The organism is Saccharopolyspora sp. NPDC045941 (assembly GCF_056431445.1).
On record NZ_JBWKKU010000003.1, the window covers coordinates 181314 to 205979 of the forward strand.

Sequence of the window (24666 nt, forward strand, 5' to 3'; positions counted from 1 at the left end):
TTGACCGAGCGCCCTGCGTCATCCCTGCCCCGGTAACGCGACGAACCACCGCCCCAACCGGACGGTTGCCTGACCGTCGAGCTGCCAGGAACCGGTTCGGACTCTTCAGCCGCCATTCGTTCGGCCGCCGAGCGCATGCCGACCGGCGAGTACATCGGTGTCAGCACCACGCCCTGGGGAGCCTCCCAGAACTCCACCTTCGACGGAGAACCCCAGAACTGCTGACTCTCCTCCTGAGCATTCAGGAAAATGGGGCGACCTTTCTTGACAGCCGCGAAATAATGGCCACCGTCAGGGTAATACGCGAGCACCATGCCGGACGCGCCACGCTCCAGGCGTGACACATATTCCTCGACATCGGCGGCTCCCGAGAACTCGCCCACATACCTCAGACCCGAACCCTCGACCCGATCCCGATGCACCTCCCCACTCGGCCCGGCCACGAATTCCTTGGCCCGATCGGGATGCGCCAACCGGTTCAGGAACTGAATCGCCGCCGCAGCACAATTCGTCCGATACCCCAGATCGCCGTCGACATCGCCATCGAAATTATCCTTGTTCACCCCGCGCATGAGCTCGAGAAGCTCTTGATGCTCTTGCACCGGCACCGCACCATCAAACCCAGTGGGATGCCCAGACGTGTTCGCCGTGGACGGCGCCGGCCGAACCGCGCGCCGGCCTCCCGCCGCGGGTCCGGACGCGCCTCTGCGCTTTGGCTCACGCCGAGCGTGGTCGTCCTGGACAATCCGCGCCTTGTCCCCGCGCGGAGATTGCCGGACGGTCCCGGCATGGACCCTGCTGATGTCGAACCGCATCTGGAAGTTGCCGGAGCCATCCCGCCTGACACCACCACCCGAGATCTGGAACTTCTGGTCGTCGGGCAGCTCTTTCAACTCGTTGAACGTGTCGACGATGTTCTTCGTGGACTTGCCGTTCACCGTCTTCATGACCTCGGCGTAGACATCATCGTGGGCATCGAAGTCCACGCTGTTCCGGCCGGCCAGCAGGTTGCCGAAGACTTCCTTGGCCGCCGTGCCGGAGATGTTCTGCCGGAAGATGGTTTCCGGAAGCCGATCCGGAACATCCTCGGGTTTCGTCTTCCTGCCGAACAGCTTCGGAGCCCGCTTGTCGATCTCCTTCGCCTTGGTCACCTCGTTGAACAGCGCCTCCGCCTGCGACCACTGGTGGATGAAGGCATCGCTGGCGGTGTACCTCTCCCCCTTGGCCCGGTAGTTCTCCATCATCACCGCGACACTGCCCGCGTCGTCCCGCCCGTAGAGGTTGTGGAAGTGCCCGCCGGACTCCGGGGCCTCGCTCTCCGGTTTCGTGGGGTGCGGCCGGTAGTCGGCGGTCTGCTCGTCCACGTCGACCAGCTTCGGACTGGGGATGGGCCGGCCGAACTCGGCAAGCGCCGCAGACCGGCGCGCATGCATGGATTCGCGCTCACCGCCTTCCACAGCGGCGAGGTAGTGCGCCAGCCGCTCCTCCGGCGGATCGAAACGCCGCCGCCCCGGAGAAACCTGCTGGTTGACCGCGGCGTCGCCGATGCTGTGCCGCTGACCGTCCTGATGGCTGACGTGGAAGTCTTTCAGGCGCTCCGCCAGCCCCGACACGCCATCGTCGCCACGCCACTGAGCTGTGTCATCACTGACGTGGAAGTCCCCCAGCCGCTCCGCCAGGTCCGACACATGGCCGTAGCTGAATCCGGCCGGTGTGCCATCTCCCGAATCGGACGACGCCTCGGACAGCTCTCCGGCGTGCGCGTTCCGCGCGGTACCCCGGATGCTGGGGCCGCCGGAACGCCCCGATCGATCCCGGGCGCGATCCCGTCGGTACCGGTCCCGGCGATGGCTCCGGTCGGCCCCGAAGACGGCCTTGCCCTGCTTGCCGTCCTGGCGGGCTTCCGGACTGCTGTCATGCCGTTCGGTGGAAGCGGAGTCGGTTTCGCTGTTATGAGCGGCGAAGTCCGCGGACAACACCGTGTCATGCGGCAGCGGGATGAACCTGATCCCGTTGTCGGCCGAATGCAGTTCCTTGAAGGGGGTCTTCGGATCGATCGGGAGAACTTCGGTGAAGTTGCCCTTCTGCCCATCGAAGTAGTTGACCGTGCCGTGTTCGTCGACGGATGCGAGCACGACGTGGCCGGTGTCACCGGTCTTCCGGGTGACCAATGCCTGGGTGTAGTCGTTGACCGGGGAAAGCAGAAACCGCGTGACCGGGTCTTTGTCGTAGAACGGGCCCATGGCCTTTCGGCCCGCCTTCCGCTCCATGTCCTGGAGCGACCACTTCCCGCTCGGGCCCGCGGTGAACATCTTCTTGTGTTCGATGGAATTCGCCAACTGCATGTTGGACGGCACGCAGTTGTTCTCCGACGCACCGCTTTCCCGCGTCGCCCGGTTCGTCTCCAGGACGTAGTGCCCGTATTCGGTGTTGTTCCGCAGGAACTCGCGCCCGGCATCCTCGTTGGCGAAATCCCGCTCCGTGCGCACCGCGTCCGGTGGCACGGCCATGCTCGGGTCGTTCAGCAGATGCGAGTTGTACGGGTTGGCCGGGTTCGATGTCTGCTGGTCCGAGCCCTGTTGGTTCGACCTGGACGCCGCGTCAGTGTCCCCCGCGAAGACGGCCGCCGAGTTCTCGTTGGGCCCTTCGTAGCCGAATACGTCCTGCGTCAAGGCGGGCTGGGCACGCCGCTGGACATCGGCGAAACCTTCACCAACGGGCGGGCCTTCCACCGGCACCACCGGCTGTGCCGGCGCCACCACCGGTTCCGGTTCACTGCTGCTCTTCGGAGTTCCGGCCCTGCCGGGCGTGGTCGAACTCGTCCTCGGCTCGCTACCGGAGGACACAGTGGACGGCCCGTCGCGCTGAGTCAGGGGCTGGTTCCCGGTCGACGTCGCACCTGTTGGCGCTTCGTAGGCAAGCTGCGTCGCAAGCCGGGACGGACCGTCCTGATCGCCCACGGTCGGCTGGCCGGACTTGTCCCGGGACACGTCCTGGGACGAGGTACTCGGCGTGCCGACGGTGTTCGAGGGTGCCTGCGAGTTGCCGGCCTGACCGGACGGCGTGGACGTGGCGCTCGGCGTCCCTGCGGGTTGCCCCGGCCCGGTCTGCTGGCCGGTCGGGCGGAGCTGCGCGGCCCCGTTTCCGCTCTGCTCCTGCTGGTCCGCTCGCGGCTGGTCGCGCTCGAGCGACACCGTGTTCTGATCGAGGCCGCGCTGACCAGCGTTCTGCTGGCCTGGCGTCGACTGCTCCGGCGACTGCTGCCCCTGAACCTGCTGATTCGGGGACTGCTGCCCCAGGTTCTGGCCGGGCGACTGCTGACTCGGGGACTGCTGATTCGGCGACTGCTGTCCCGGCGACTGCTGTCCCGGCGACTGCTGGTTCGGCGACTGCTCGTCCCCCGGCTGCTGGGCGGGCGGCTGCTCGACGGGCGTGTGCCGCACCGGCGGCTGCTCGGCGGACGGTTGCTGGGACTGGGGATTCTGGTCACCGACCGCCGGATCCACGCCCTGCGGCGCGTTACCCGGTGGCGTCGTCGTGTCGAAACCAGGCAAACCCTGATTCGAGCCGACATCCTGCGGCCCGCCGGTAACCGGCGGCTGCCCAGCCGGTTGCTCCACCAAAACCGGCCCTGCTTCGACGCCCGCAGGCGGCGGAACCGACGCAGGCGGCGGAGACACCACCGGCGAAACACCCGCAGGCGGCGGAACCGAACCAGGCGGCGGCGAACCCGCAGGCGGAACCGACGCAGGCGGCGGAGAACCCACAGGTGACACACCCGCCGGTGGCGGTGCCGAACCGGGCCGAGAACCCGCCGGTGGCGGAGCCGAACCAGGCGGCGGAGAGCCCGCAGGCGGAGACCCCACGGGCGACACACCCGCGGGCTGCTCCGCGGCCGGAGGCTGGTACGCGGGCGGCGGTTCCCCGGCCGGGGACTGGTAGGCGGGCGGAGGCTGTTCGTTCCCCCACACCTCATTGGACGGCGGCGCCTCACCACGCGGCGAGTACGGAGGCGGCGGGACATCGGAAGGCTTCCCCGCCGGAGAATCCGCGGGTGCCTTCGAATCCGACCCGACCGGCGGCACCTTCGAATCCGACCCGACCGGCGGGACCTTGGAGTCCGACCCAACCGGCGGCACCTTCGAATCCGGCCCCCTGCCGGGGATGTCCTCGCCACCGGGCAGGCCCTTACCGTCCGGGTCGTAGGAAGGCGGCGGCGACTTGTCCGACCCTCCGGTCGGCGAGTTGTTCGTGTTGCGGTTGTTCTGCCACGCACGCGACCTGATCTGCGCGTCCTTCTCGATCGTGCCCATCGAGACACTCGAGATATAGGTACCGAACGCATCGAAATCGCCGCCGATCGCCGTGATGACGATCCCCTCCGCCGGCAACTCCGCAGCCGCATCGAGCTGCCCCGCCCCGACCGGCTTGCGCACGAAATCGTCCGTGTGCCTGTTCAGCTTCGCCAGACGATGCAAAATCATCGCGTTGAACGCCGCCTTGGCCCCGACAGCGCCCTCCAAGAGCATGTCGTCCGCGTCGTAACCGTGCTTGCGGTTACCGTTCGCCGTCGTGATCCCCTGCGGCAAAAATGCCTGGAACGTCTCCTGGACGAACTCCTCAAGAGGCTCCCACGCCATCCGCAACTGCCCGGACAACGTCGCGGCCTGCTGCTTCGCCGCCGCGATGATCTTGCCAATGGCGTCACGCCCAGCCGCGATCCACTCCGGAACCAGCGCGTACAACCCACTCAGGTAAAGCCCGAGAATCGTGGACGCGAAAAACGTCAGCTGGAGGAGGATGTCGTACTCCGCCTCCTCCCCGTTCAACCCGAACCTGTCCACCATGTCCGCCGCGTACCGCAACGCCGCCACCTGCGCCTGAACCGGAGCGGTCAACCCCCGAACATGATCATCGAACGCCGCCGCGGTCTCACCCTCAAGATTCGCCCGCACACCAGACGCCAACGAATTGACATTCGCCGTCGCGTCCACATAGACATCCGCGTTGTCCCGCATCTCCCGGGACAACGCGTACATGTCATTCGACCTCACCAACGGCGGCTTGTTACCGACGAACCCGTACATCGAATAGTAAATAGGCGCCCAGAGACCATCCTCGGGAATCTGAATCTCACCCATCGCTCACCACACCATCCGATTCGGACTCACACCACCGACCGCGCCACCACACGCCCGGCTATCAGCTACCTGCGGAAGCGGAAGAAGCCCGGTTCCCCGTCGCGCGGGAATTCCATGAAGACCTGCTCGTCGAACGACTTCCCGGGCTGCTGCGATCCGGGCTTCTCCGTGACCAGGAAGTGCCGCTCCCCATCCTCGGTCGGGTAGGGCTTCGACTCGGACGGGTTGTTCGGGTCGTCGAGCGTCAGATCGCGGCCGTTCAGCGGAGTGATGTCGGAGTAGCCGTCGACACCGATCCGCACCACCCCGTTCGACAGTTCGGTGGCGCTGACGATGCGCTGCCCCTCGCCCAGCGGGTGGCCGTACACCATGGGCTGCTCGCTCTCCCGCAGGGCGCGCAGCCTCATCGCGGAGGTCATTCCCGGCTTGCGAACCTCCACGTCCTCCGGTTTGAGCCCGTTCAGCACGTATCCGCGGTCGGAAACGGGCAGCTGCGGCTTGAGGCCCTCGTTCGCGTGCCCGCCGGCGGGAACGGCACGCTGCGACTTCACGAACGTTCCCCCTTCGACAGGCTTCTTCGGCTCGACACCGCGGTTCGGCGCCAGCGCCTTCGAGCTCCTGGCCGCTACGTGGCCGGTCGTCTTCTCCAGCGGGACCTTCTGCGCAGGAACGTTATGGCCCGTCGACTTCACGGGCACGTTGACCGTCGACCCCTGCAGCGGAACATCCTTCTGCGCAGGAACGTTGTGACCCGTCGGCTTCTGGGAATCGCCGGAACCGTTCTCTCCCGCGGTCTTGAACTTGTGCGACAGCTGGTCGGCCTCGTCCCGGGAACCGCCGTACATCTTCCCGTTCTCGTAGAGGCCGTCGCTGATGTAGAGCAACGATTTGGCCTGCCGACCGATCCCGTCGAGGAACACCCGCTGGCCGTCTTCGAAGTTCTGGAAGAACTCCCGGCCCTCGTCATCGTCGCCGAAGCTATCCTTGTACCGGGCACCGAGCGGAGTGGCCCGTTGCAGGAGCGACTGCAACCTCGCCTGCACCGCTCCGTAACCCTCACCGCTCTTGCTCAGGTTCTCCGGATCCACCCAGAACTGGTTCATGGTCCTCATTCCTCCGCTCACGCCGTAGTCGAATCCGGCCCCGTTACCGCTTCTCCGGGGCGCGCGAACCGCAAACCCGTGGCACGGCCGCGAAAGCGCGGCGGCCAGATCTCAGCGCCGGTTCAGCCGCTCCCTGAGCAGCGGCGGCAGCTTGGACTCGTCCGGGGCCAGCTTCTCGGCGCTGATCTCCCCGTTCAGCATGGCTTTCACGTCCAGCCCGGGAGGCATCATCGGCGTCATGATCTCCGCGAGCTGGTCGTTCAGCTTGTCCCGTGCGTCGGAGATCGTGCGGATCACCAGCTCCGACAACTCGTTCTTCGCCAGCCGGCGGTACGCGCTGGTCAGGAACTTCAGCTCGGTGATCACGCCCTGCGGGCCGACCGTGACCGACAGCTCGCGGCGCGGGGACACCGCGGTCGCCGAGGCCTCGCTGATCCGCCGCTGCGACTCGGCGAGGCCGGTGACCTGGCGTTCGTACTCCTCCCGCAACATCTCCACGTTACGACGATCCACTTCGGACATTCGAGCCTCCTGAAAGCTTTCCGAATCAAGTCAACGGCATGAGAAGCCGCTCCTGGTCGACGCGGGCCGACCAGGAGTCCTCCGGGCACGAGGTCTGCCCGGACCGCCACCTCAGCCGACCGAGGCCAGCCCACCGACCGCGGGCACGACCCGCGCCAGGCCCGCCAGGTCGGCGGCGGCCAGCGTGCGCGAAGCCGCCATCCTGGCCAGGTGCCGGGTGAGCCGGTGAACGCCGTGCACCGTGGTCTCCCCGGACGCCTCGATGTGCGTGCGCATCGCGGCGCGCACGTCGTCGGGCACCTCGTGGCCACGTTCGCGCAGCTGCCGGACGGCGATGGCGGCCAGGTCCGCCGCCGAGTACGCGTCGATCTCCCACCACTCCCCGAAGGAGTCGCGCAGCTGCGGCACGCGCCCGAGCAGGCGCTCCACACCGGGGCGGGTGCCGGTCAGCACCACCACCGGATCGGCGGCGTGATAGCGCAATGCGACCAGCAGCGCCTCCGCCTCCTCCGGCTGGGGCTCGCCGTCCGCGTCGACGTCCACCACGAGGAGTCCGCCCTGCGCGTCCTGGAACGCCCTGTGCACCAAGGTTTCCGCCTGTCCCGGCCACGCCGGGCGCAGGTCCTCGGTGAGCGAGGCGCGCACCACCTGGCCGATGCCGACCAGCCCCAGCTCGGCAAGCCCCTGGGCGTAGAGCCGGGCGAGTTCCCGCCTGCCGCTGCCCCTCGGCCCGGTCAGCACCGCGTTGCCGTGCTGCCCGATGGCCCGGCGGTGATTCCGGCGCTCGCACAGCGAAACGAGCAACGCGGCGACCGACTGGCGCGGACCTTCGAGCCCGATCAGGTCGGACATCCGCCGCCACGCCCGGCTGGCCCGCACCGCCTCGGTGGGATCGGTGGCGGCGTCGGGGGATGCCGTCTCCTCGGCCGGCAGTTGTTCCAGCATCGCGCTCTGCGGGGCGATGTCCGCCGCCGTCAGCCGGCTGAAGTCGGTGTCCCTGGCGGGCGGGCTCTGGGCGAGCCGGGACGCCTGGGTGCTGATCATCGACTCGAAGAGCTTGCGGGCGACGCGGCCGTTGCCGAAGGTCTCGCCCTTGGGCACCCGGGTGAAGTACTCGGTCAGCTCCTCGACCGCGTCGTCGGTGAGCTCGTAGTAGTGCTTGCGGCAGAGGTTGGTCGTGATCGTGACCAGTTCTTCGACGCTGTAGTTCGGGAACTCGATGGTCCGGGTGAACCGGGAGGCCAGACCGGGGTTGGACTGGAGGAACTTCTCCATCAGCTCGGAGTAGCCGGCGACGATCACCACCAGCTCGTCGCGGTGGTCCTCCATCATCTTCATCAGCGCGTCCACGGCTTCCTGGCCGAAGTCCGGGCCGACGCCGCCGGTGCTGGCGGTCAGGGTGTACGCCTCGTCGATGAACAGCACCCCGCCGATCGCCTTGGTCACCAGCTCGGTCGTCTTGATGGCGGTGGACCCGATGTACTGCCCGACGAGGTCCGCGCGGGCGGCCTCGATCATGTGGCCGCTGGAGAGGATGCCGAGCTCGCCGAGCACCGCGCCGTAGAGCCGCGCGACCGTCGTCTTACCGGTGCCGGGCGGCCCGGCGAACACCAGGTGCCGGCTCATCGGCGGCATCGGCAGGCCCATCTCCTGCCGCACCTGCGACATCCGGATCAGGTTGATAAGCCCGCGCACTTCCTGCTTGACGCCTTCCAGGCCGATGAGCGAGTCGAGCTCGGCGAGCGGGCCGTCGAGCACAGCGCCGCCCGCCTCGCGAAGGCTTGCATCGCCCTGCCCGACGGCGTCGGGTTCCGGCTGCGGCCCGTCGTTCCCGGTCGGCCGCGGCGAGGCGCTCGCGGACTGGGTCACCAGGTTCTCCACCACGACCTGGCGGTCGTCAGACGGCCGCCGGATCGCCATGCCGCCGCTGTTCTTCACCACGCATTGGCTCAACCGCACCGGTTCGGCGGTCTCCAGGTGCGCGCCGTTCCCGCCGCTGTCGACCAGTTCGCACTCCGCCAGCTCCGCGCGGGCGCCGTCGGCGACGCGGATGCCGTGCCCGCTCGCCCCGCGAATGCGGCAGCGGGTGCCGATGATCGAGCCGCCCCGGTCGACCCGGACGCCGTCCGAGGGCACGTCGACGATCTCGGTGTCCCGCATCACGACCTCGGCGGAACCGACCGCCAGCCCGCCGCCGCGCAGCATCGACGAGGTCAGCTCCGCGCGCCCGTTGCCGGTGAGCGCGACGGCCGATTCGGAACCGGTGCTGATCGTGACGTCGGTGAGCTTCGCCTTCGCCGTCCCGGAAAGCTCCACCGCCGTGGCGGTGCCGGTCTCGATCGAGGCATAGTCGAACTCGACCACGCCGCCGTCGACCAGCAGGCCGGCGCCTTCGGTCGCGTTGGCCCGGAAACCGGAGAAGTGCACCGACGCGGCAGTGGACAGCTGCGCGATCGCCTCGGTCGTCCCGCTCACGGCGGTCTTCTCGAACCTGGGCGACGCTTCGCCGTCCACGATGAGACCCACTGGGGAGTCCGCCAGGACGCACTCGATGAGCCTGGCCGCCGCCTGCCCCGTGACCTGCACCGCGTTGCGCCCGGCGCCGGTGAAGGTGCAGCCGCGCAGCACCGGCCGCGCGGTGCCCGAGATGTGCGCGGCCTGCACCGCGGCGCCGGAGAACGTGGACTCGGCGATGGTGATCGAGGAACCGCCGGTGAAGTAGAGATCGACGTTCGCGCCGTCCTGCACCGTCAGGTCGCTGACGTCGAGGCTGCCCTCCTGCTCCACGACGATCGCGGGTTTCGCGGCGGCGGTGATCACGCCCTGGCCGATGACGCACCGGCCGCGCCCGTTCACGCAGATGCCGTTGCCGACCGGTCGCTGGATCACGATCCGGCGCAGCGTCAGGGAACCGTCCTCGCCGACGACGGCGGCCGACGAGGCCACGTCGGCCACGACCGTGTCCTCCACGGTGCTCGGCGACGAGGAGGTGATCACGATCCCGGCGCCGCCGGTGTTGGTCACCTCGCACCCGCGCATGGCCAGCGATCCCGTTCCCCTGGTCAGCAGGGCCGCCCACGACGAGCCCGCCACCCAGCAGCCGTCGAGGGCGACCTCGCCGTGCCGCACGTCCACCGCCGCGACGGTGGCGTCATCGCAGGCCAGCCGCAGGCCCCGGAGCTGGACGCCGCCGGCGTCGACCACCAGCGCGCTGCCCTCGGCGGCGTGCACCTCCACCGTGCCGTCGCCGTCCTCGGCGGCGATGCTGACCATCCGGTTCACGACGAGGTTCTCCTCGTACCGGCCGGCGCGGACGCTGATCATCGCCCCGTCGGGGGCCGCCGCGAGGGCCGAGGCGATCGTGGGGTGCGCCCCCGCCCGATCTCCGCCCACCACCAGCAGTTCACGGTTCATCGCCCGTCATCCTCTCTCCGCCGCCCTCGATGCTTCCCCGCGAAATCGCCGTTCTCCCCGGTCATCACCGCTGCACCAGCCCCGGCATCCAGCCGAACCGGCGGGTGGCGGACTCCCCCACCACGCCTCGGGGCTGGGCCGCCGACCAGCGTTCGACGCAGCGCCGCAGGGACGTGATCGCCAGCTCGTCCAGCGACTCCCGCGCGGCCACCCGCCCGGATTCGTCCACTTCGGACTCCGCGAGCTCGCGGAGGAGAATCCGGCCCCGCGTGCCGTCGGCTCCCGGTTCCGCCATTTCCAGGATCTTGAAGCTGGTGCCGGGCACGAAGACGACGCGGTTGTCGACCTCGTCGGCGCCACCCGGTTCGAGCAGCTTCGTGCGGCGGGCCGTCATCGACCACGCCAGAACGTCGACCTCGCCCTGCTGGTCCGGGCTGGGCTCGGTCAGCGCGTGGATGAAGCTCCAGTCGGTCACGAGCCGCCGCTGCTCGTAGAGCTGCCACTGCTGCGGGGTCGGCGACGCCGTGAAGGTGGTCGCGCCCCGGTGGGACGGCAGCCGGGTCAGCCCGGAGACCACGCAGCGGGCGAAGGGCACGTGCGGCCCGTTCTCGCCGGTCCGCAGGGCCTGGTCGATCGCCTCGCCGCGCTCCGAGAGGTGCAGCCGCACGGCGACGGCATCGGTCAGCACGTCGGCGGACGACCGGCCGTCGGAGCCCTGGAAACCGGGGTGTTCCGAGAGGATCCGGGAGGTCGAGTGAGACATGGTGTCGAAATCGCGGCTCAGCGTCCGGCGCAGCCAGGCGCGCTCCTCGGTGAGACCGTGGTCGGCCACCAGCGCCGACGCCGCGGGTTTCGGAGTGGGCTGGAGTCGCGGTTCGGCGGGTTCCTCCGGCTCTTCCGGGCGGCCCTCTTCTGCCTTGACCGGCTCGGGGTCTGGTTCGGGGGCCGGCTCCGGCGCAGGGGTGGCGCTCGGTGCGGGCGGCTCCGGAGCCGACGGCGTGGTGTCGGCCGGTCGCGGCGCAGGCGGTTCGCCGACGGTGGGGATCGGAGAGCTCTCGAGGCGGATCGTCATCGCCGAGACGGGGCCGGTTTCGGGCCGCGGCTCGGTCGTGACCGCTGCGGCGATGGGTGCGGGTTCGATCGCGGCCGCTGCGATGACGGGCGCGGGTTCCGGCGGGGTCGCTGTGGTGGCGGGTGCGGGCTCGGACGGGACCTCGGCACCGGCCACGACGACGTCGACCGGCGACCCGGTGTCGAGGGAAATCCCGGCATCGGCCGGGATTTCGGCGACCGGGGTTCCGGCGACCGGGATTTCGGCAACCGGGCTCGCGACGACCGCGGGCCCGCCGGTGTCGGCGCGCACCGGGTCCAGCACCACGGGCAGCTGCACGGTGTCGGTCACCGACGAGTTGCCGGCCGCCCGCCCGGACGGCTGCTCTGCCTCGGTGACCAGCTCGCCCTGCGCGGGACCGGCGATGCGGATCTCCGCCCGGCCCACTTCCGAGGCGGGCACGATCCGGCACCGCACCCGGGTGGCGGGGTCCAGCCGGGCCAGCACGTCCTGGGCGAGCAGCCGCATGCGCTCGGCGCGCTTCTCGTCGGTGGCGTCGAAGGCCAGGATGTTGACGTCGGCGCGCGACGGCTCGGCGCGCACCGCCGCCGCGTTCTGCGCGCCCTCCGGCGGGCGCACCCACAAGCCGGACTGCACGACCTCCAGCACCGCGTCGGGCGTGTACCAGTAGACCGCCGGTGCGACCTGTTCCACCCCGCCGACCGGGACGCGGTGCGACAGCAGCGCGGGGGTCTCCCGGAACGCCGGGTCCGTCCTCGGCAGGTACCCGACCTCGCGGGCGAAGGCGTGCCAGCCGAGCCCGCCGTCCGCGCACACCGTGTAGATGTCCGGGGCCGTCGTCGAGCCGACCGGCATTCCCGTGTAGCAGACGACCCGGCTTTCGAGCAGGTCCGCGAGCGCCTGCCCGAGCGTGCCGCCCTGCGGCAACCGGACGGGGCCGTACTGCACGAAGCGGACCTTCTCCCGGATCTGGCCGTCGAGCTGCCGCCAGAACCGGCTCACGTCGTCGAGCGAGAGCGGCGGCGTGCCCGGGCAACCGAGCACGACGGTGAGCACGTCCGGTTGGCAGGGCATGCTGCTCACCAACCGCGACCAGTGCTCGCCCGACTCGGTGTCGCGGGCGACGGCGTGGATCCACACCCCGCCCGGGATCGGGTCGGCCATGCCGACGGCGCTGGTGGGCAGGGGGTCGGTGGCGCCGGAATCCCAGGAGGGCCGGGGAAAGCGCTTCGCCTCCCACTCCGGCGGCCGGCCCGGCCGGAACCGGACCCAGCCGCTGCCCTTGCCGGAATGGACGAACAACGTCCCGCCCACGCCCGGGAAGATCGCCCCGTCCGGGGCCACCACGGTGCGCCCGATGCGCTCCGACAGCCACTGGCCGGTCAGGGCGGTGGCCTCCCGGGGGCGGCCGCCGAGGATGAGCCGGACCCCGCGGCGCCGCCGCGGCAGCAGCTCGGCGACGGAATCCCAGGCCGAGACCGGGACGCCGACGGGCAGGTCGACGACCACCATCTCGTGCTCGTCGTCGGGGGCCACGGACATGGCCAGCGCCTGCGCCTCCGGGGTCATCCTCTTCTCCGGGCACACCACGAGCACGTTGCCGACGGTGTGCCTGGCGAGCGCGAGCTCCGGCGTGCCCCGGCGGCGCCGGTTCAGCGGGGACAACGAGGACCGTGCGGCCATCACTTTCATCCCTTCCTGGTCGCGCCGACCGCGGCCTGGCTCAGCGCCGGACCGCTCGGCACGGTGGCGAGCAGATCGTTCGCGATGGGCCACACCGGCACCCCGGCGTAACCCAGCGCCCGCATCGAGTCGTCGTCCGGCAGCAGGTACTTGCTGTCGCCGGTGATGAGGTAGCGGTCGGGAACGCGCTGGCCGGGCGGGATCGGCAGCGCCGCCACCACCACGCCGGTTCCCGGTCGCATGTGGACACCGCCCGCGGCGGCGCCCGGATCCGCGAAGACCACCTCGCTGGCGATCCGCGGCCCGACGGGAACCTGCCGGAGGCAGATCGCGGCCGCGCCGTGGTCCTGCCACCGGGCTCCGCTGAGGTCGGGGAGCCTCCCGAGGAGCGACCGGTCGGCCGAGCGCGGCGCCGAGGCGACGGCCGCCGGGTCGATCCGGGCCGGTTCCGGTGTGCCGGGAGCGACTTCCAGCAGCATGAACTCGGTCCGGCTGATCGGCGCCAGGCCCTCGCGGCGAAGCACGAACGTCTGCACGTCGCCGTTCGCGGAGCGCTGTTCGAAGAGCTGGCCCACCCGGTACGCCTTGCCGCCGATGGAGGGCCCCGAGGTGCCGCTGCCGTCGATCTGGGCCGACGCGAGCACGGGGCCGTCCGGGAGTGCATCGAGCCATTGCTGCGGCGCCGGTACGGGCCCCGCGGCCGCCATGCCCAGCGCGATAGGCACGGTCGGCTCGGCCACCTGGTGCTTCGCGCCGCCCCAGAGCACGTACTGCGTGCCCTCCGGCGACTGCACGAGCACGTACCGGTCCGGGGGCAGCGGCGCGGCGGGAGCGCCGGGGTCGAAGTTCAGGGTCAGTTCCGGCGAGCCGGGCGCGACGGCGCCGGCCGAGCTCGGCAGGCAGGTCAGCCAGTTCGAACCGACCAGGTCCTGCGCCGCCGGCAAGATCTGCGGCGCGTTCGGGATGCCCAGCGGTGCGCCGCGCGGCGCGTCCGCCAGGGACGCCTGGGAAAGCAACGTCACCTTGGCGCCTGCGTTAGGTCCCTGCAGCAGCTTCGCCGAGGCGTAGTTCAGCGTCGGGTGCAGCACGCCGCCGACGTTGACGTAGCGGGTGCCGGTCTCCTTCTCCACGACGATCGCGCCCTGCGCCCGCCAGGAGTTGTTGCCACCGGGGACGAGCCACCCGAAGATGCCGAAGCCGACGGCGATCAGCAATGCCAGCACCAGTCCGATGTAGATGCCGACCGCGGCCCGCCGGGCGGGCACCTCGGCGCTGGCGGGATCGCCGAGCACCAGGGCGGAACTCATCCGGCCCATCAGGAACTGGTGGGCGTGCACGTGGTCTCGCTGGGTCTGCATGGTCCGCCCCTCACCCGGCCAGTCCGCGCGCCCAGGCGTACACGCCGAGCAGCTGGAGCAGCAGCGGAACCACCGCGAGCGCGGTGCAGGTGTCGAAGATGTTCGCCAGGTGCCCCCAGATCGGCAGCATCCGCCGCGTCTCGGGCCGCAGCGTCGCCTTGACCAAGGCGAACAGCACCAGCAGCAGCCCGACCAGCAGGACCGTGCGCCACCCCGGCGAGAACTCCTGCGCGAAGTGGAGGACCACCAGGCTCAGGCCGAACGTGCCCGCCGCGGCCAGCGAAACCCGTTGCCAGACACCGAGGAAGTTGCGGGAGCGCAGCAGCACCGCGCAGGCCAGCAGGCTCACCATGGCCCACGAGATCCAGCCCGGCTCGGCCAGGATGAACGGGAACGCCCCGACGAAGACGGTGGCGGCGACGACCATCGCCACGCTGATGTACCGGTCCGCGGCCGCGGTCCGGGCGAACACGTCGGCGGCGGGCGCGGGATCGATGTCCTGCTGGAGGTCGTCGGCGTTGCGCGGCAGCTGCGGCCCGCGCAGGTAAGCGGCCCGGATGGTCAGCTTCGGCACGAAGACGACCACGCCGAACAGCACGGTGGCCAGGACCCCGGCGACCTGGCCGACCGTCAGGCCGAATCCCGCGCCCAGCCAGACACCGCCGATCACCGCCGCCGCCACCAGCAGCATCGTGATGAACGGCGCGTACGGGATCCCGTCGGCGGCGAACCGCCGCAACACCAGCAGGATGGCGGCGGCGACGGCCGCTCCAGCCGCGCCGACCACGATTCCCGTGGGCGTCGGTGCCGCTGCGCCGGGCACGCCGTCGGCCGCGATCAGCCCGGCGAGCCCCGCGAACGCGCACCCCACCAGCCCGGTCAGCCTGGTCAGCCCGAGGTCGTCGAGCTTCTTGGCGACGGGCACGGCGGCGGCCACGAAGACCACGCCCAGCCCGAGCGCGAAGCCGGCGTGCAGCTCCGTCGGTCCCGGACCGAGCAGGACCAGCCCGATCACCGCGGCCACCGCGGCCGACAGGGTGGTGAACAGGACGCGGCCGTGTGCGTGCTTCCAGCGGTCCTTGCGCTGCCCGACGGAGGTCGCGATGCCGTCGGCCAGGTCGTCGAAGTCCAGCTCGGGCAGCGGATCGTCGGCCGGCCGCAGGTGCAGCTGTTCGCCCTCCAGCCAGTCCAGCGTCTCCGGCGTGCCCGACGGATCCAGCGCCGCCCCGCCGAGCCGCTGCAACACCCACGACCCCTGCTCGCCGCCCTGCGGCTGCTTCCGGGTGTGGCTGAGCAGCACCGGCAGGAGATCGGCCACGGTGGTCGAGACGGGCACGGCGAGGTCGGCCTTGCCGTCGGGCCCGAACACCGTGATCCTGCACAGCTCAGCAGCTCTGGTCATGAGCCATTCCTCCTGGGATGAAGCTTTCGTCGACTCGGCTCGCGCGGCGGTCGTCGCGCGCGGAGGGGAATCCCACTGCGGGCCCCTACAAGCCGGCCGGTGAGGCGGTGGTGGTCGAATCAGCGGTCACGAGACCGGTCTGGATGAGGCCGACGCCCCGGCGGGTGACCAGCTGGGCGCGCCCCGGCGGCAGCTTGCGCGGCGCGGCCTCGCCGAGGAATTTCCCCTCTTCCTTGGGGTAGGACAGCAGCACGCCGGGCGTGCCGAGCTCCCAGAGCCTGCGCAGCACCGGGTCCATCATCGAGCGCATCGCGCCCGAGGTGCTCCGGGCGATGATCAGGTGGAGTCCGATGTGGACGCCCTGCGGGATCATCGGCAGCAGCGGTTCCAGCGCCGAGCTGACGCCGCCCCGGCCGAGCAGTTCGTAGTCGTCCACGACCAGGAACAGCTCCGGGCCCTCCCACCAGTCGCGCTTGCGCAGCCGCTCCGAGGAGATGTCCTGGCCCGGCACCCGCTTGGTCATCGATCCCAGCGCCTGCTCGGCGAGCTGGAAGAGGGTCTCGGAGCTGAACCCGAAGCCGACGCCGTACTCGGCGGGCACCTCCTGGTCGAGGTCCCGGCGCACGTCGCCCAGCACGATCTTGGCCTCGTCCGGGCCGTACCGCTGCCGGATCGAGCGCAGCGCCAGGCGCAGCAGGTTGGTCTTGCCGGTCGCGCTGTCGCCGAAGACCATCAGGTGCGGGTGGACGAAGAAGTCGTGCCACACCGGTTCCAGCCGCTGCTCGTCGTAGCCGAGGCACACCCGGAATTCCCGTTCCGGCGCCGGGAGTTCTGCCGCGGGCAGGTGGGTCGGCAGCATCCGCACCGGCGGCGCGCCGCGGCCGGGCCAGAACGCCCGCATCTCCTCCGTGACGCCCTTGGTCGCGTCGGCCAGGTCCTCGGCCCCGGAGGTGCCGTCCAGGCGCGGCAGTGCCGAGATGAAGTGGAATCCCTTCGCCGTCATCCCGCGCCCCGCCTGGTTCGGCACGGTGGCCGCCTTGCGGGAGCCGATCTCGGATTCCATCGAGTCGCCGAGGCGGAGCTCGAACTTGGTGCCCAGCAGGTCGCGCAGCCACGGGCGGATCTCCGACCAGCGGGTGGCGCTGAGCACCACGTGGATGCCGAAGGAGAGCCCCCGGGAGGCCAGTTCGCCGATCTTCGTCTCCACGTCGGTGAAGTCCTGCTTGACCGTGAACCAGCCGTCGACGACGAGGAAGACGTGACCGAACGGGTCGTCGATCTCGCCCCGCGCGCGGGCCCGCAGGTACGCCGAGATCGACTCGAACCCGTGCTCGGCGAACAGGGCCTCGCGGCGCTCCAGCAACTGGGTCAGCTCCGCGATGGTCCGCACCACCCGGTCGTGCTCCATCCTGGTCGCCACCGAGCCGACGTGCGGGAGGCCGGACACCGACATGATCCCGCCGCCGCCGAAGTCCAGGCAGTAGAACTGGACCTCTTCCGGCGTGTTGGTCAGCGCGAGACCCAGCACCAGGGTCCGCAGCAGCGTCGACTTCCCGCTCTGCGGCGCGCCCGCGACGCCGACGTGCCCGTCGGCCCCGCCGAGGTCGGCGACCAGCAGGTCCCGCAGCTGCTCGAAGGGCCGGTCGACGACGCCGACCGGCACGCGCAGCACGCCCCGGCTGCCGGGGTCGTCGACGGTCATCCCGCGGGCGGGGTCCGGCACCACGGTCGGCAGCAGCGTGTCCAGGCTCGGCGCCTCGGACAGCGGCGGCAACCAGACCTGGCGGGCCGGCGGGCCGCTGCCCGCCAAGCGCCCGATGATGACGTCGACCAACGAGGGAACGTCCTCATTGGACTCCGCCGCGGGCTGCTCCGCCGGCTCCTCGGCGGACTCCGGTTCCTCGTCGACGGGCCGGAGCGCGTGCAGGCTCGGGTACGGCTGCGTGCGGAACGAGACGACCTCGGAGAACGCCCGGTTCTCGGGGGCGGCGACCGGGCCGTCGCTCGGCGGGCACGGCCCGGAGACGTAGGCGCCCTTGAAGCGGACCAGCGTCGTGGTGTCGATCTTCAGGTAGCCGTTGCCCGGATCGGACGGCAGCTCGTACGCCTTCGCCGCGCCGATGACCGCCCGCGACTCCATCGAGGAGAAGGTGCGCAGCGCGATCCGGTACGACAGGTGCCCTTCGACTCGGTGGATCCGGCCTTCCTCAAGGCGCTGCGACGCGAGCAGCAGGTGCACCCCGAGGCTTCGGCCGAGCCGCCCGATGGACACGAACAGGTCCATGAACTCGGACTTGTTGGCCAGCAGCTCGGAGAACTCGTCGACGACGATCAGCAGGTCCGGGAACGGCACCAGCTGCGCGCCGCCGCCACGGGCCTTCTCGTACTCGAACGACGAGGAGAAGCCGCTCGCCCGCAGCAGTTCCTGCCGCCGCACGAGCTCACCGTTGAGCGCGTCCTGCATCCGGTCGACCAGCGGCAGCTCGTCGGCGAGGTTGGTGATCATCGCCGAGGTGTGCGGCAGGCGGTCCATCCCGAGGAACGTCGCGCCGCCCTTGAAGTCGACCAGCACCAGGTTCAGGATCTCGGACGAGTGGGTCGCGGCGAGGCCGGTCACGAGGGTGCGCAGCAGCTCGCTCTTGCCGGAGCCGGTGGCACCGATCAGCATGCCGTGCGGTCCCATCCCGCCCTGGGCCGGTTCCTTCAGGTCGAGGTCGACGACCTCGCCGTCCTCGGTGACGCCGATGGGCACCTGCAGCCGGGCCCGCTGCGCGGCGCGGGGCCGCCACAGCGCGGGCACGTCGAACGTGCGCGGGTCGCGGATGCCCAGCAGGCTGGTCAGCTCGAAGTCGCTCTCCAGCGGCTGGTCGACGACGTCGACCGAGCCGCTGGTCCGCTTCGGCGCGAGCAGCCTGGCCAGCGACTCGATCTGCGCCAGGCTCAGCTCGTCGCGCTGCGCGGACCCCGTGGCATCCCCCGCCGGGAACTCCACCGCGTCGCCTTCCGCCGTCAGGCGGAGCACTTTCGGCCCGCCCGGCATCTTGCCGGTGAGATCCAGCAGCACCACGTTGCGCATCCCGCCGTCGAGCAACCTGGACGACTCGGGGATTTCCGCCTGGTGCGCCACCACGACGATGAACGGCTCGACGACGCCCGGCCGGCTACCCGGATCGTGGTCGGGCCGGTCGGTGATATCGGGACCGAGCACGTCCAGCAGCTCGTCGTGGTCGCAGGCGAACAGCCGCAGCGGGCCCGCCGGGTCCTGCATCGCCGAGTGCGCGTTGTGCGGCAACCACTTGACCCAGTCCCATTCCGGCTGCCCCGTCTCGTCGGTCAGCACGGCCACCCGGAGCTCGTCCGGCGAGTGGAAGGTGACCAGCTGGCCGAGGATGGCGCGGGCCAGCCCCACCGCCGATTCCTGGGAACCGGCGAACTCCACGCTGGTGAAGCTGCGCAGGCCGACCGAGATGGGGATGCCCGACACCGTCCGGTACGCCTCCCGGAAGCGGCGCAGCGAGACCGCGGCGAGCGGTTCGAGGTCCTCGATCGGCTTCGTCGACGGCGCCGTGTACTCCACCGCCGCGGCCAGGGTGCCCAACCCGATCCGGGCCCGGCCGAAGTCGATGTCGTTCGCCCGGCGTTCCCACAGCCGCGGCCCGCTCGCCACCGACCAGAGCCAGGACGGCTCGGGATGGTTCCACACGACCGCTCGCCGCTGCCGGTCCGCGGCTTCCCGCGCCTTCTCGCGCAATTGCGCGATGTAGCGCAGGAAGTCGCGGCGCTCGGAGCTCATCTTGCGCTTGCGCTCCGCGCCGGCACGCCCGATCTGGCTCAGGCCCATGATCAGCATGCCCACGCCCATGATGCCGCCCATCATGTACATCGCGGGCGACCTGCTGGACGACGCGAACATCATGACCATCGCAGCCGAGCCGATGCCCATCGGCAGGAACATGGCCGCCGAGCGGAAGTCGAGCGCCGCAGGCTCCGCCATCACCGGCGGCTCCTGCAGCTCGACCTCGCCTTCGGGCATCTCCGGCCCGGCGACCCGTGGCGGGCGCTTCACCGTGATGGTGCTCATGGGTGTGCCTCATTTGCGGTCGGCGAGTGCGGAATCTCCCCTATCCGATCACTCCGGAGGGCGGCGTGGCCGGTCCTGCGCCCCAGGCAGAGTTATCCCTCACGAGCAGGTCTGCGCTGGACCGCTCCTTCTTCTCGTCCTCCTCCTCGGCCTCCGCCGCCGCGGCCTCCGCTTCGGCCTGGGCCTGCTTCTCGGCCCGCACGGCGGCCGCTTCCGCCGGGCTCAGCGTCGGGCCGCCGCACATCAGCGGCTGCTCGTCCTCGACCGGTTTCCCGTTGCCCTCGGCCCACTTCGCGCTTCGCCAGGTGGCGTAGCCGTTGCCCGCCGACGACGCGCCGGTCCACGGCTTGCTGTCCCGAAGCGCGTGGTCCGGCGCGGGCCGGTCGCGCTCCGATTCCTCGGGGCGCGCGGCCACCGGGAACGGAACCAGCCACGGCAGGCCGTCGCTGGGCACGTCCCACGCGCTGGTGTCCTGCTCCGCCGCGTCGCGCCTGACGACCGGCACGTGGTCCTCCGGAACTTCCGCCGGGTCCCCGGGACCGGCCGTGTCCTCGCCGGACTGTCCGACCGACTCGGCCGGATCGGCAGGCGTCCCGTTCGGCGCCTCGGGTTCGCCGCCGTCGGATCCAGCGCTCTCCCAAGGCTTGTCACCGGCGTCCAGCAAGCCCGAGGCATCTGGGCGCTCCGCGTTGGAACCCTGACCACCGGCACCCGGAGGCACCATCGGCGGAACCAACGGCATCCCGCTAGGAACCTGCTGCCCGTTCTGCGGCGTGCTCTCGCCCGGCGACCAGTCCTGCGGACCCGACGCACGCGGAACGCCTTCGAGCGGCATTGCCGCGTCGAGCGGGAGTGCCGGGGTCTCCACATTGGCCGGTGGCATGCCGAGGCCCGGGCCGCCCGGAACGGCACCACCCGGCGCTTCCGGTTCACCGGGGTTCGGACCGGTGCTCTCCCAAGGCTTCTCGCCGGTGTCCAGCAAGCCCGAGGCGTCCGGGCGCTCCGCGTTGGAACCCTGACCACCGGCACCCGGAGGCACCATCGGCGGAACCATCGGCATCCCGCCGGGAACCTGCTGCCCACCCGGCGGCGTGCTTTCGCCAGGCGACCAGTCCTGCGGACCCGCCACTGGCGGAACACCTTCGGGCGGAGCCTCCGGCTCGCCTACATTCGGACCAGCGCTCTCCCAAGGCTTCTCGCCGGCGTCCAGCAAGCCCGAGGCGTCGGGGCGCTCCGCACCCGAACCCTGACCACCACCGGCACCCGGGGGCATCATCGGCGGCATCATGGGCATCCCACCAGGACCCTGCTGCCCACCCGGCGGAACTTCCAGTCCGACGCCGCCGGGATCGGCGCCCTGCGGCGCTTCCGGCAGCCCGAGTCCCGGCGGGTTCTCGCCCCAGGGCTGTTCGCCGGCGTCCAGCAGACCCGAGGCGTCCGGGCGCTCGGCGTTGGAACCCTGACCACCGGCACCCGGGGGCATCATCGGCGGCATCATCGGCATGCCGCCGCGATCCTGCTGCCCACCAGGCGGAACCTGCCCGCCTGGAGGAGGCGACCAGTCCTGCGGGTTCGACGCCGGCGGCGGAGTGCCGATACCGCCCGGCGGTGGCGTCGAGCCCGGCGGTGACCCCACGGGTGGCGGCTTCGAGCCCGGCGGCGGACCCACGGGTGGCGGCGGCTCCGAGCCAGGCGGCGGAGCCTCGCCAGGTCCCCCGTTCTGGTAGTCCTTCGGCAATTTCGGACCGGGCGGCGGGCTCACCGGAGGCGGCGGACCCACCGGCGGCGGCTTCGAGCCGGGAGGTGGTTGCGAACCAGGAGGCGGCGCCGAGCCCGGCGGCGGGCTCACCGGAGGCGGCGGACCCACCGGCGGTGGCGGACCCACCGGCGGTGGCGAACCCGGCGGCGGCTTCGACCCCGGTGGCGGAATTTCGTTGAAATTTCCGCCCTTCTGATTGTTCTTCGGCTGGTTCTGGCCGGGCGGCGGGCCCACCGGAGGCGGCGGACCCACCGGTGGCGGCGAACCCGGCGGCGGCTTCGACCCCGGAGGCGGACCCACGGGCGGCGGCTGCGAGCCCGGAGGCGGCGGGTTCTTCTGCGGCGGGCTCTGCGGTGGCGGCGGACTCTTCGGCGGTGGCGGAGAACCCGGCGGTGGCTTCTGCGGCGGCGGCGGTGGACTCTTCGGTGGCGGCGGTGGACTCTTCGGCGGAGGCGGCGGACCCTTCGGCGGAGGCGGCGGGGGTGGGCCGCCCTTCTTGTCGATGGGCGGCGGCTTCTCGCCGTTTCCGCCCGGCGGCACCGGCGTCGTGGCCCGGACTTCGTCGATGGTGACGCCGTAGTTCTCCGCGAGCTTCTTGATGGGCTTGCGCATCTCGATGTTCATGGCCTTGACGACTTCTTCGTCGTCACTGACCTTGACCAACCCGTTGTCCATCACGTCCGCCACGCCGCGCCATCTCGCCACCTGGGCGTAGTGCTGGTCGATCTGGTTCACCGCGTCGCGGGCCCAGGCCAGCCAACGACCGTTGTCGTACAGCTTCGACGGGACCGGGTGCACCGTGTCCGGGCCGCCCAGCCGGTCGGCGTTGTCCTTGATGTTGTTGGCGAGGGTCTGCATCTTGGCCAGGAACACGCCGGCCGCCTGGCCCTTCCAGGAGCCGTGCTCCCCGGCGACCGCGTTCGCCTGGGCCTCCAGGTTCTTGGAGACGGCGTGCATGGTCTCCTGGATGTGCAGGAAGGCGTTGCCCGCCGAGTACAGCGTGCGGGGATCGACCTCTTTCCAAGCCTGTTCCCACAGTGCGTCGGTCGCCAGGGCGGCACCACCCCACAGCGCGGCCTTGATCTGCTTCCAGTCCCAGTGGGTGAAATCCTCGTCCTGTCCTTCTTTCCAGGCCGCCTTGTGGTTGACGAACACCGCGTGATCGTCAATATCGTCCTCCCGGAAGACGTCCGGGTCGTAGTCGCCGTACTGCCTTTCGTTCTCTTCCGACTCAGCCATCGACCCTCACGCTCCCTAGAAGACCAAATCAAGATCAGAATTCAGCCGCCGTCCACCACCGGCACCGGGCCCGCTACTTCGAGCGCGAGCTCGAGTCGATGAAGCGGAACGAGTCCCCCATCACCTTGTTGAGCTTGTCGGTGGTGAGCTTGTTCAGCTCTTCGGTGCTGTCGTAGTCGACGATCAGCTTCCGGATCTCGTCCCGGACGTTCGCCAACGTGAGGTCCAGGGTGTCCATGTAACTGCGCACGCTGTTCTTCAGGCCGGGATCTTTGTCGCCGGTGCCCATGATCTTGTCCCGCAACTTGAAGGCGACGTTGAACCCGCCGGGCAGGACGTTCACCTCGTCGGTCTTCTTCTTGGACTTGCCGATCACGACGCGCAGTGCTTCCACATTGTCGGCGAACACCGCGAGGGCCTTGGTGTTGACGCTGATGACACCGTCGCCGCCCTTCTTCTTGTCGCCGCCATCGCCCGGCACCTTGGGCACGTCGCCCACCGGGGTCTTCTCCTCACCCGGAACGTCGTTGGGACCGTCCTTGTGGTAATCCTTCCCGTCCTTCGGGCCGTCGTCCCAGTCCGGCGGGGGGATGTCCTCCGCCTTGGTTTCGTCGTTGAAGATCGGGTCGTTCTCGTGCTTCTCGTTGACGTCGAGGTACTTCTTCCACGCCGCGTCGGTCTCCGAGAACCCGCCCGACGATTCCGGGTTGAGATAGACCATGCTCCCGTACGCGTGCAGGTACTTCCGGTCCTGCTCCGTGAGCCAGCCGTGCTCGACGTAGGCGTCGATCTTCGACCAGTCGGCGACCTTGGTGTCCTTCCAGGCGTCGCTCGCCAGGAAGTAGTCGAGACCTTTCAGTTCTTCGGCCATTGCGAACCTCCCCTTCTTCAGGACCTGCCGCAGGTCTCAGCCGCGAACGGCCGCCGGAGAAGTGCGAAACCTCCCCGGCGGCCGAACCGCGGATCGCGGCAGGTCAGCGGCTGCCGTCCCAGATCTGCTTGGCCCGCTGCTCGGTGGTGCCGTAGTTGTCCGAGATGGAGAGCAGGGTCTGCCGCCCCGACTCCAGGTAGACCGGCATCTGATCGGCCTGCTGGTTCCATTCCAATTTGGCCGCCCGGTAGGCCTCCTGGGCGACACCGGACCAGTCCGCGAGGGTCGACTCGACCTGGGCCTCCATTTCCGAGAGCGCGCTCCGGACGCGGCCGTTGACCGCGTTCATCTCGTCGAGGGTCATGTCCGCGACGTTGAAGTCGAACCTGTAGTCGGACAATCTCTTCTCCTTACGATTCGGGAGGGATGTGCGTCAGACGCCGGGCAGGGCGCTGGCGAAGGACTGGGCGGTGTTGGCCGCGTCGTCCTCGGACGCCACGTAGTCCTTCGTGTTGACGCCCATCACGTCCATCATGTTGATCAGCTTGTTGATGATCGTCTGGAACGAGCGCTCCCAGTTGTCCATGGCGGCGTTGAAGTTCTTGGACGCGGTACCGGTCCAGCTGCCCTGGAGGCTCGCCATCATCGAGTTGATGCGCCCCAATTCCTGGGTGAACTCGCTGGCCCGGTCGCTGAAGATCTGCGCAGCCTGCTGCATTCCCGGCTGCGACGTCTGCACCTGCGGAAAGTTTGCCATTCAGGAACTCCTCTGGTCTCTGTTGGACCCGCGGTCACGCGCCGGGCCGGCCGGCTCGCGGGCGCGGGCACCTGTCAAGTCTTCCGCCGGGTCAGCCGCGTGCCCAGCCGATCCGGCACGCCCCTTCCCGAAAGGCAGGCGGCCTTGCCCGTTCCGGCACGCCGGGGTTTTCCAGATCACCTCGAGCCCCGAACGGGCAAACCCGAGGCCACCGAAGGCAATCCGACGAGCAGCCCGCGTTCGCGAATTCGTCTCAGATCCGGG

General features: G+C 70.3%; 12 protein-coding genes (1 of these 12 cut by a window edge). All 12 read right to left on the bottom strand.

What is annotated here, in order from left to right; genetic code table 11:
* Positions 1–4898 carry the 5' portion of a DnaJ domain-containing protein gene (locus tag AC07FN_RS03820; protein WP_478394213.1) on the bottom strand. Its footprint begins 23635 nt before the window's first position, so only the first 4898 of its 28533 coding nucleotides appear in the window; its start codon is at positions 4896–4898; the stop codon falls past the left edge of the window.
* A gap of 308 nt (positions 4899–5206) precedes the next feature.
* Complete coding sequence (locus AC07FN_RS03825) at positions 5207–6244, bottom strand: hypothetical protein (RefSeq protein WP_478394214.1); 1038 nt, start codon at positions 6242–6244, stop codon at positions 5207–5209.
* A 111-nt stretch (positions 6245–6355) separates the two neighbouring features.
* Complete coding sequence (locus tag AC07FN_RS03830) at positions 6356–6766, bottom strand: YbaB/EbfC family nucleoid-associated protein (protein ID WP_358383367.1); 411 nt, start codon at positions 6764–6766, stop codon at positions 6356–6358.
* Between the two features lie 111 nt (positions 6767–6877).
* Positions 6878–10180, bottom strand: coding sequence for a right-handed parallel beta-helix repeat-containing protein (locus AC07FN_RS03835; RefSeq protein ID WP_478394215.1), 3303 nt, complete (start codon positions 10178–10180; stop codon positions 6878–6880).
* A gap of 64 nt (positions 10181–10244) precedes the next feature.
* A complete protein-coding gene (locus AC07FN_RS03840; protein WP_478394216.1) occupies positions 10245–12935 on the bottom strand; it encodes a hypothetical protein in 2691 nt (896 codons plus the stop codon).
* 5 nt (positions 12936–12940) lie between these two features.
* Complete coding sequence (gene eccB, locus AC07FN_RS03845; protein WP_478394217.1) at positions 12941–14293, bottom strand: type VII secretion protein EccB; 1353 nt, start codon at positions 14291–14293, stop codon at positions 12941–12943.
* Between the two features lie 10 nt (positions 14294–14303).
* Positions 14304–15695: a type VII secretion integral membrane protein EccD gene (gene eccD, locus AC07FN_RS03850; RefSeq protein WP_478394218.1), complete on the bottom strand. Its 1392-nt coding sequence runs from the start codon at positions 15693–15695 to the stop codon at positions 14304–14306.
* An 85-nt stretch (positions 15696–15780) separates the two neighbouring features.
* Entirely contained in the window at positions 15781–19776 is a 3996-nt protein-coding gene (gene eccCa, locus AC07FN_RS03855; protein WP_478394219.1) for a type VII secretion protein EccCa, read from the bottom strand.
* 40 nt (positions 19777–19816) lie between these two features.
* Complete coding sequence (locus AC07FN_RS03860; RefSeq protein ID WP_478394220.1) at positions 19817–22774, bottom strand: hypothetical protein; 2958 nt, start codon at positions 22772–22774, stop codon at positions 19817–19819.
* Between the two features lie 73 nt (positions 22775–22847).
* Positions 22848–23645 (bottom strand): hypothetical protein, encoded by a 798-nt coding sequence (locus tag AC07FN_RS03865; protein ID WP_478394221.1) that lies wholly within the window; start codon positions 23643–23645, stop codon positions 22848–22850.
* A gap of 103 nt (positions 23646–23748) precedes the next feature.
* Positions 23749–24045, bottom strand: a complete 297-nt coding sequence (locus AC07FN_RS03870) for a WXG100 family type VII secretion target (protein WP_478394222.1) — start codon at positions 24043–24045, stop codon at positions 23749–23751.
* 33 nt (positions 24046–24078) lie between these two features.
* On the bottom strand, positions 24079–24402 hold the full coding sequence (locus AC07FN_RS03875) for a WXG100 family type VII secretion target (protein ID WP_358383393.1): 324 nt from the start codon (positions 24400–24402) through the stop codon (positions 24079–24081).
* Between the last annotated feature and the right edge of the window lie 264 nt (positions 24403–24666).

What these genes read in the sequence shown, in the direction of transcription:
- eccD (WP_478394218.1), bottom strand. Translation starts at nt 15,695, where the DNA reads ATGACCAGAGCTGCTGAGCTGTGCAGGATCACGGTGTTCGGGCCCGAC.
- AC07FN_RS03830 (WP_358383367.1), bottom strand. Translation starts at nt 6,766, where the DNA reads ATGTCCGAAGTGGATCGTCGTAACGTGGAGATGTTGCGGGAGGAGTAC.
- AC07FN_RS03840 (WP_478394216.1), bottom strand. Translation starts at nt 12,935, where the DNA reads ATGGCCGCACGGTCCTCGTTGTCCCCGCTGAACCGGCGCCGCCGGGGC.
- AC07FN_RS03865 (WP_478394221.1), bottom strand. Translation starts at nt 23,645, where the DNA reads ATGGCCGAAGAACTGAAAGGTCTCGACTACTTCCTGGCGAGCGACGCC.
- AC07FN_RS03835 (WP_478394215.1), bottom strand. Translation starts at nt 10,180, where the DNA reads ATGAACCGTGAACTGCTGGTGGTGGGCGGAGATCGGGCGGGGGCGCAC.
- eccB (WP_478394217.1), bottom strand. Translation starts at nt 14,293, where the DNA reads ATGCAGACCCAGCGAGACCACGTGCACGCCCACCAGTTCCTGATGGGC.
- AC07FN_RS03860 (WP_478394220.1), bottom strand. Translation starts at nt 22,774, where the DNA reads ATGGCTGAGTCGGAAGAGAACGAAAGGCAGTACGGCGACTACGACCCG.
- AC07FN_RS03825 (WP_478394214.1), bottom strand. Translation starts at nt 6,244, where the DNA reads ATGAACCAGTTCTGGGTGGATCCGGAGAACCTGAGCAAGAGCGGTGAG.
- eccCa (WP_478394219.1), bottom strand. Translation starts at nt 19,776, where the DNA reads ATGAGCACCATCACGGTGAAGCGCCCGCCACGGGTCGCCGGGCCGGAG.
- AC07FN_RS03875 (WP_358383393.1), bottom strand. Translation starts at nt 24,402, where the DNA reads ATGGCAAACTTTCCGCAGGTGCAGACGTCGCAGCCGGGAATGCAGCAG.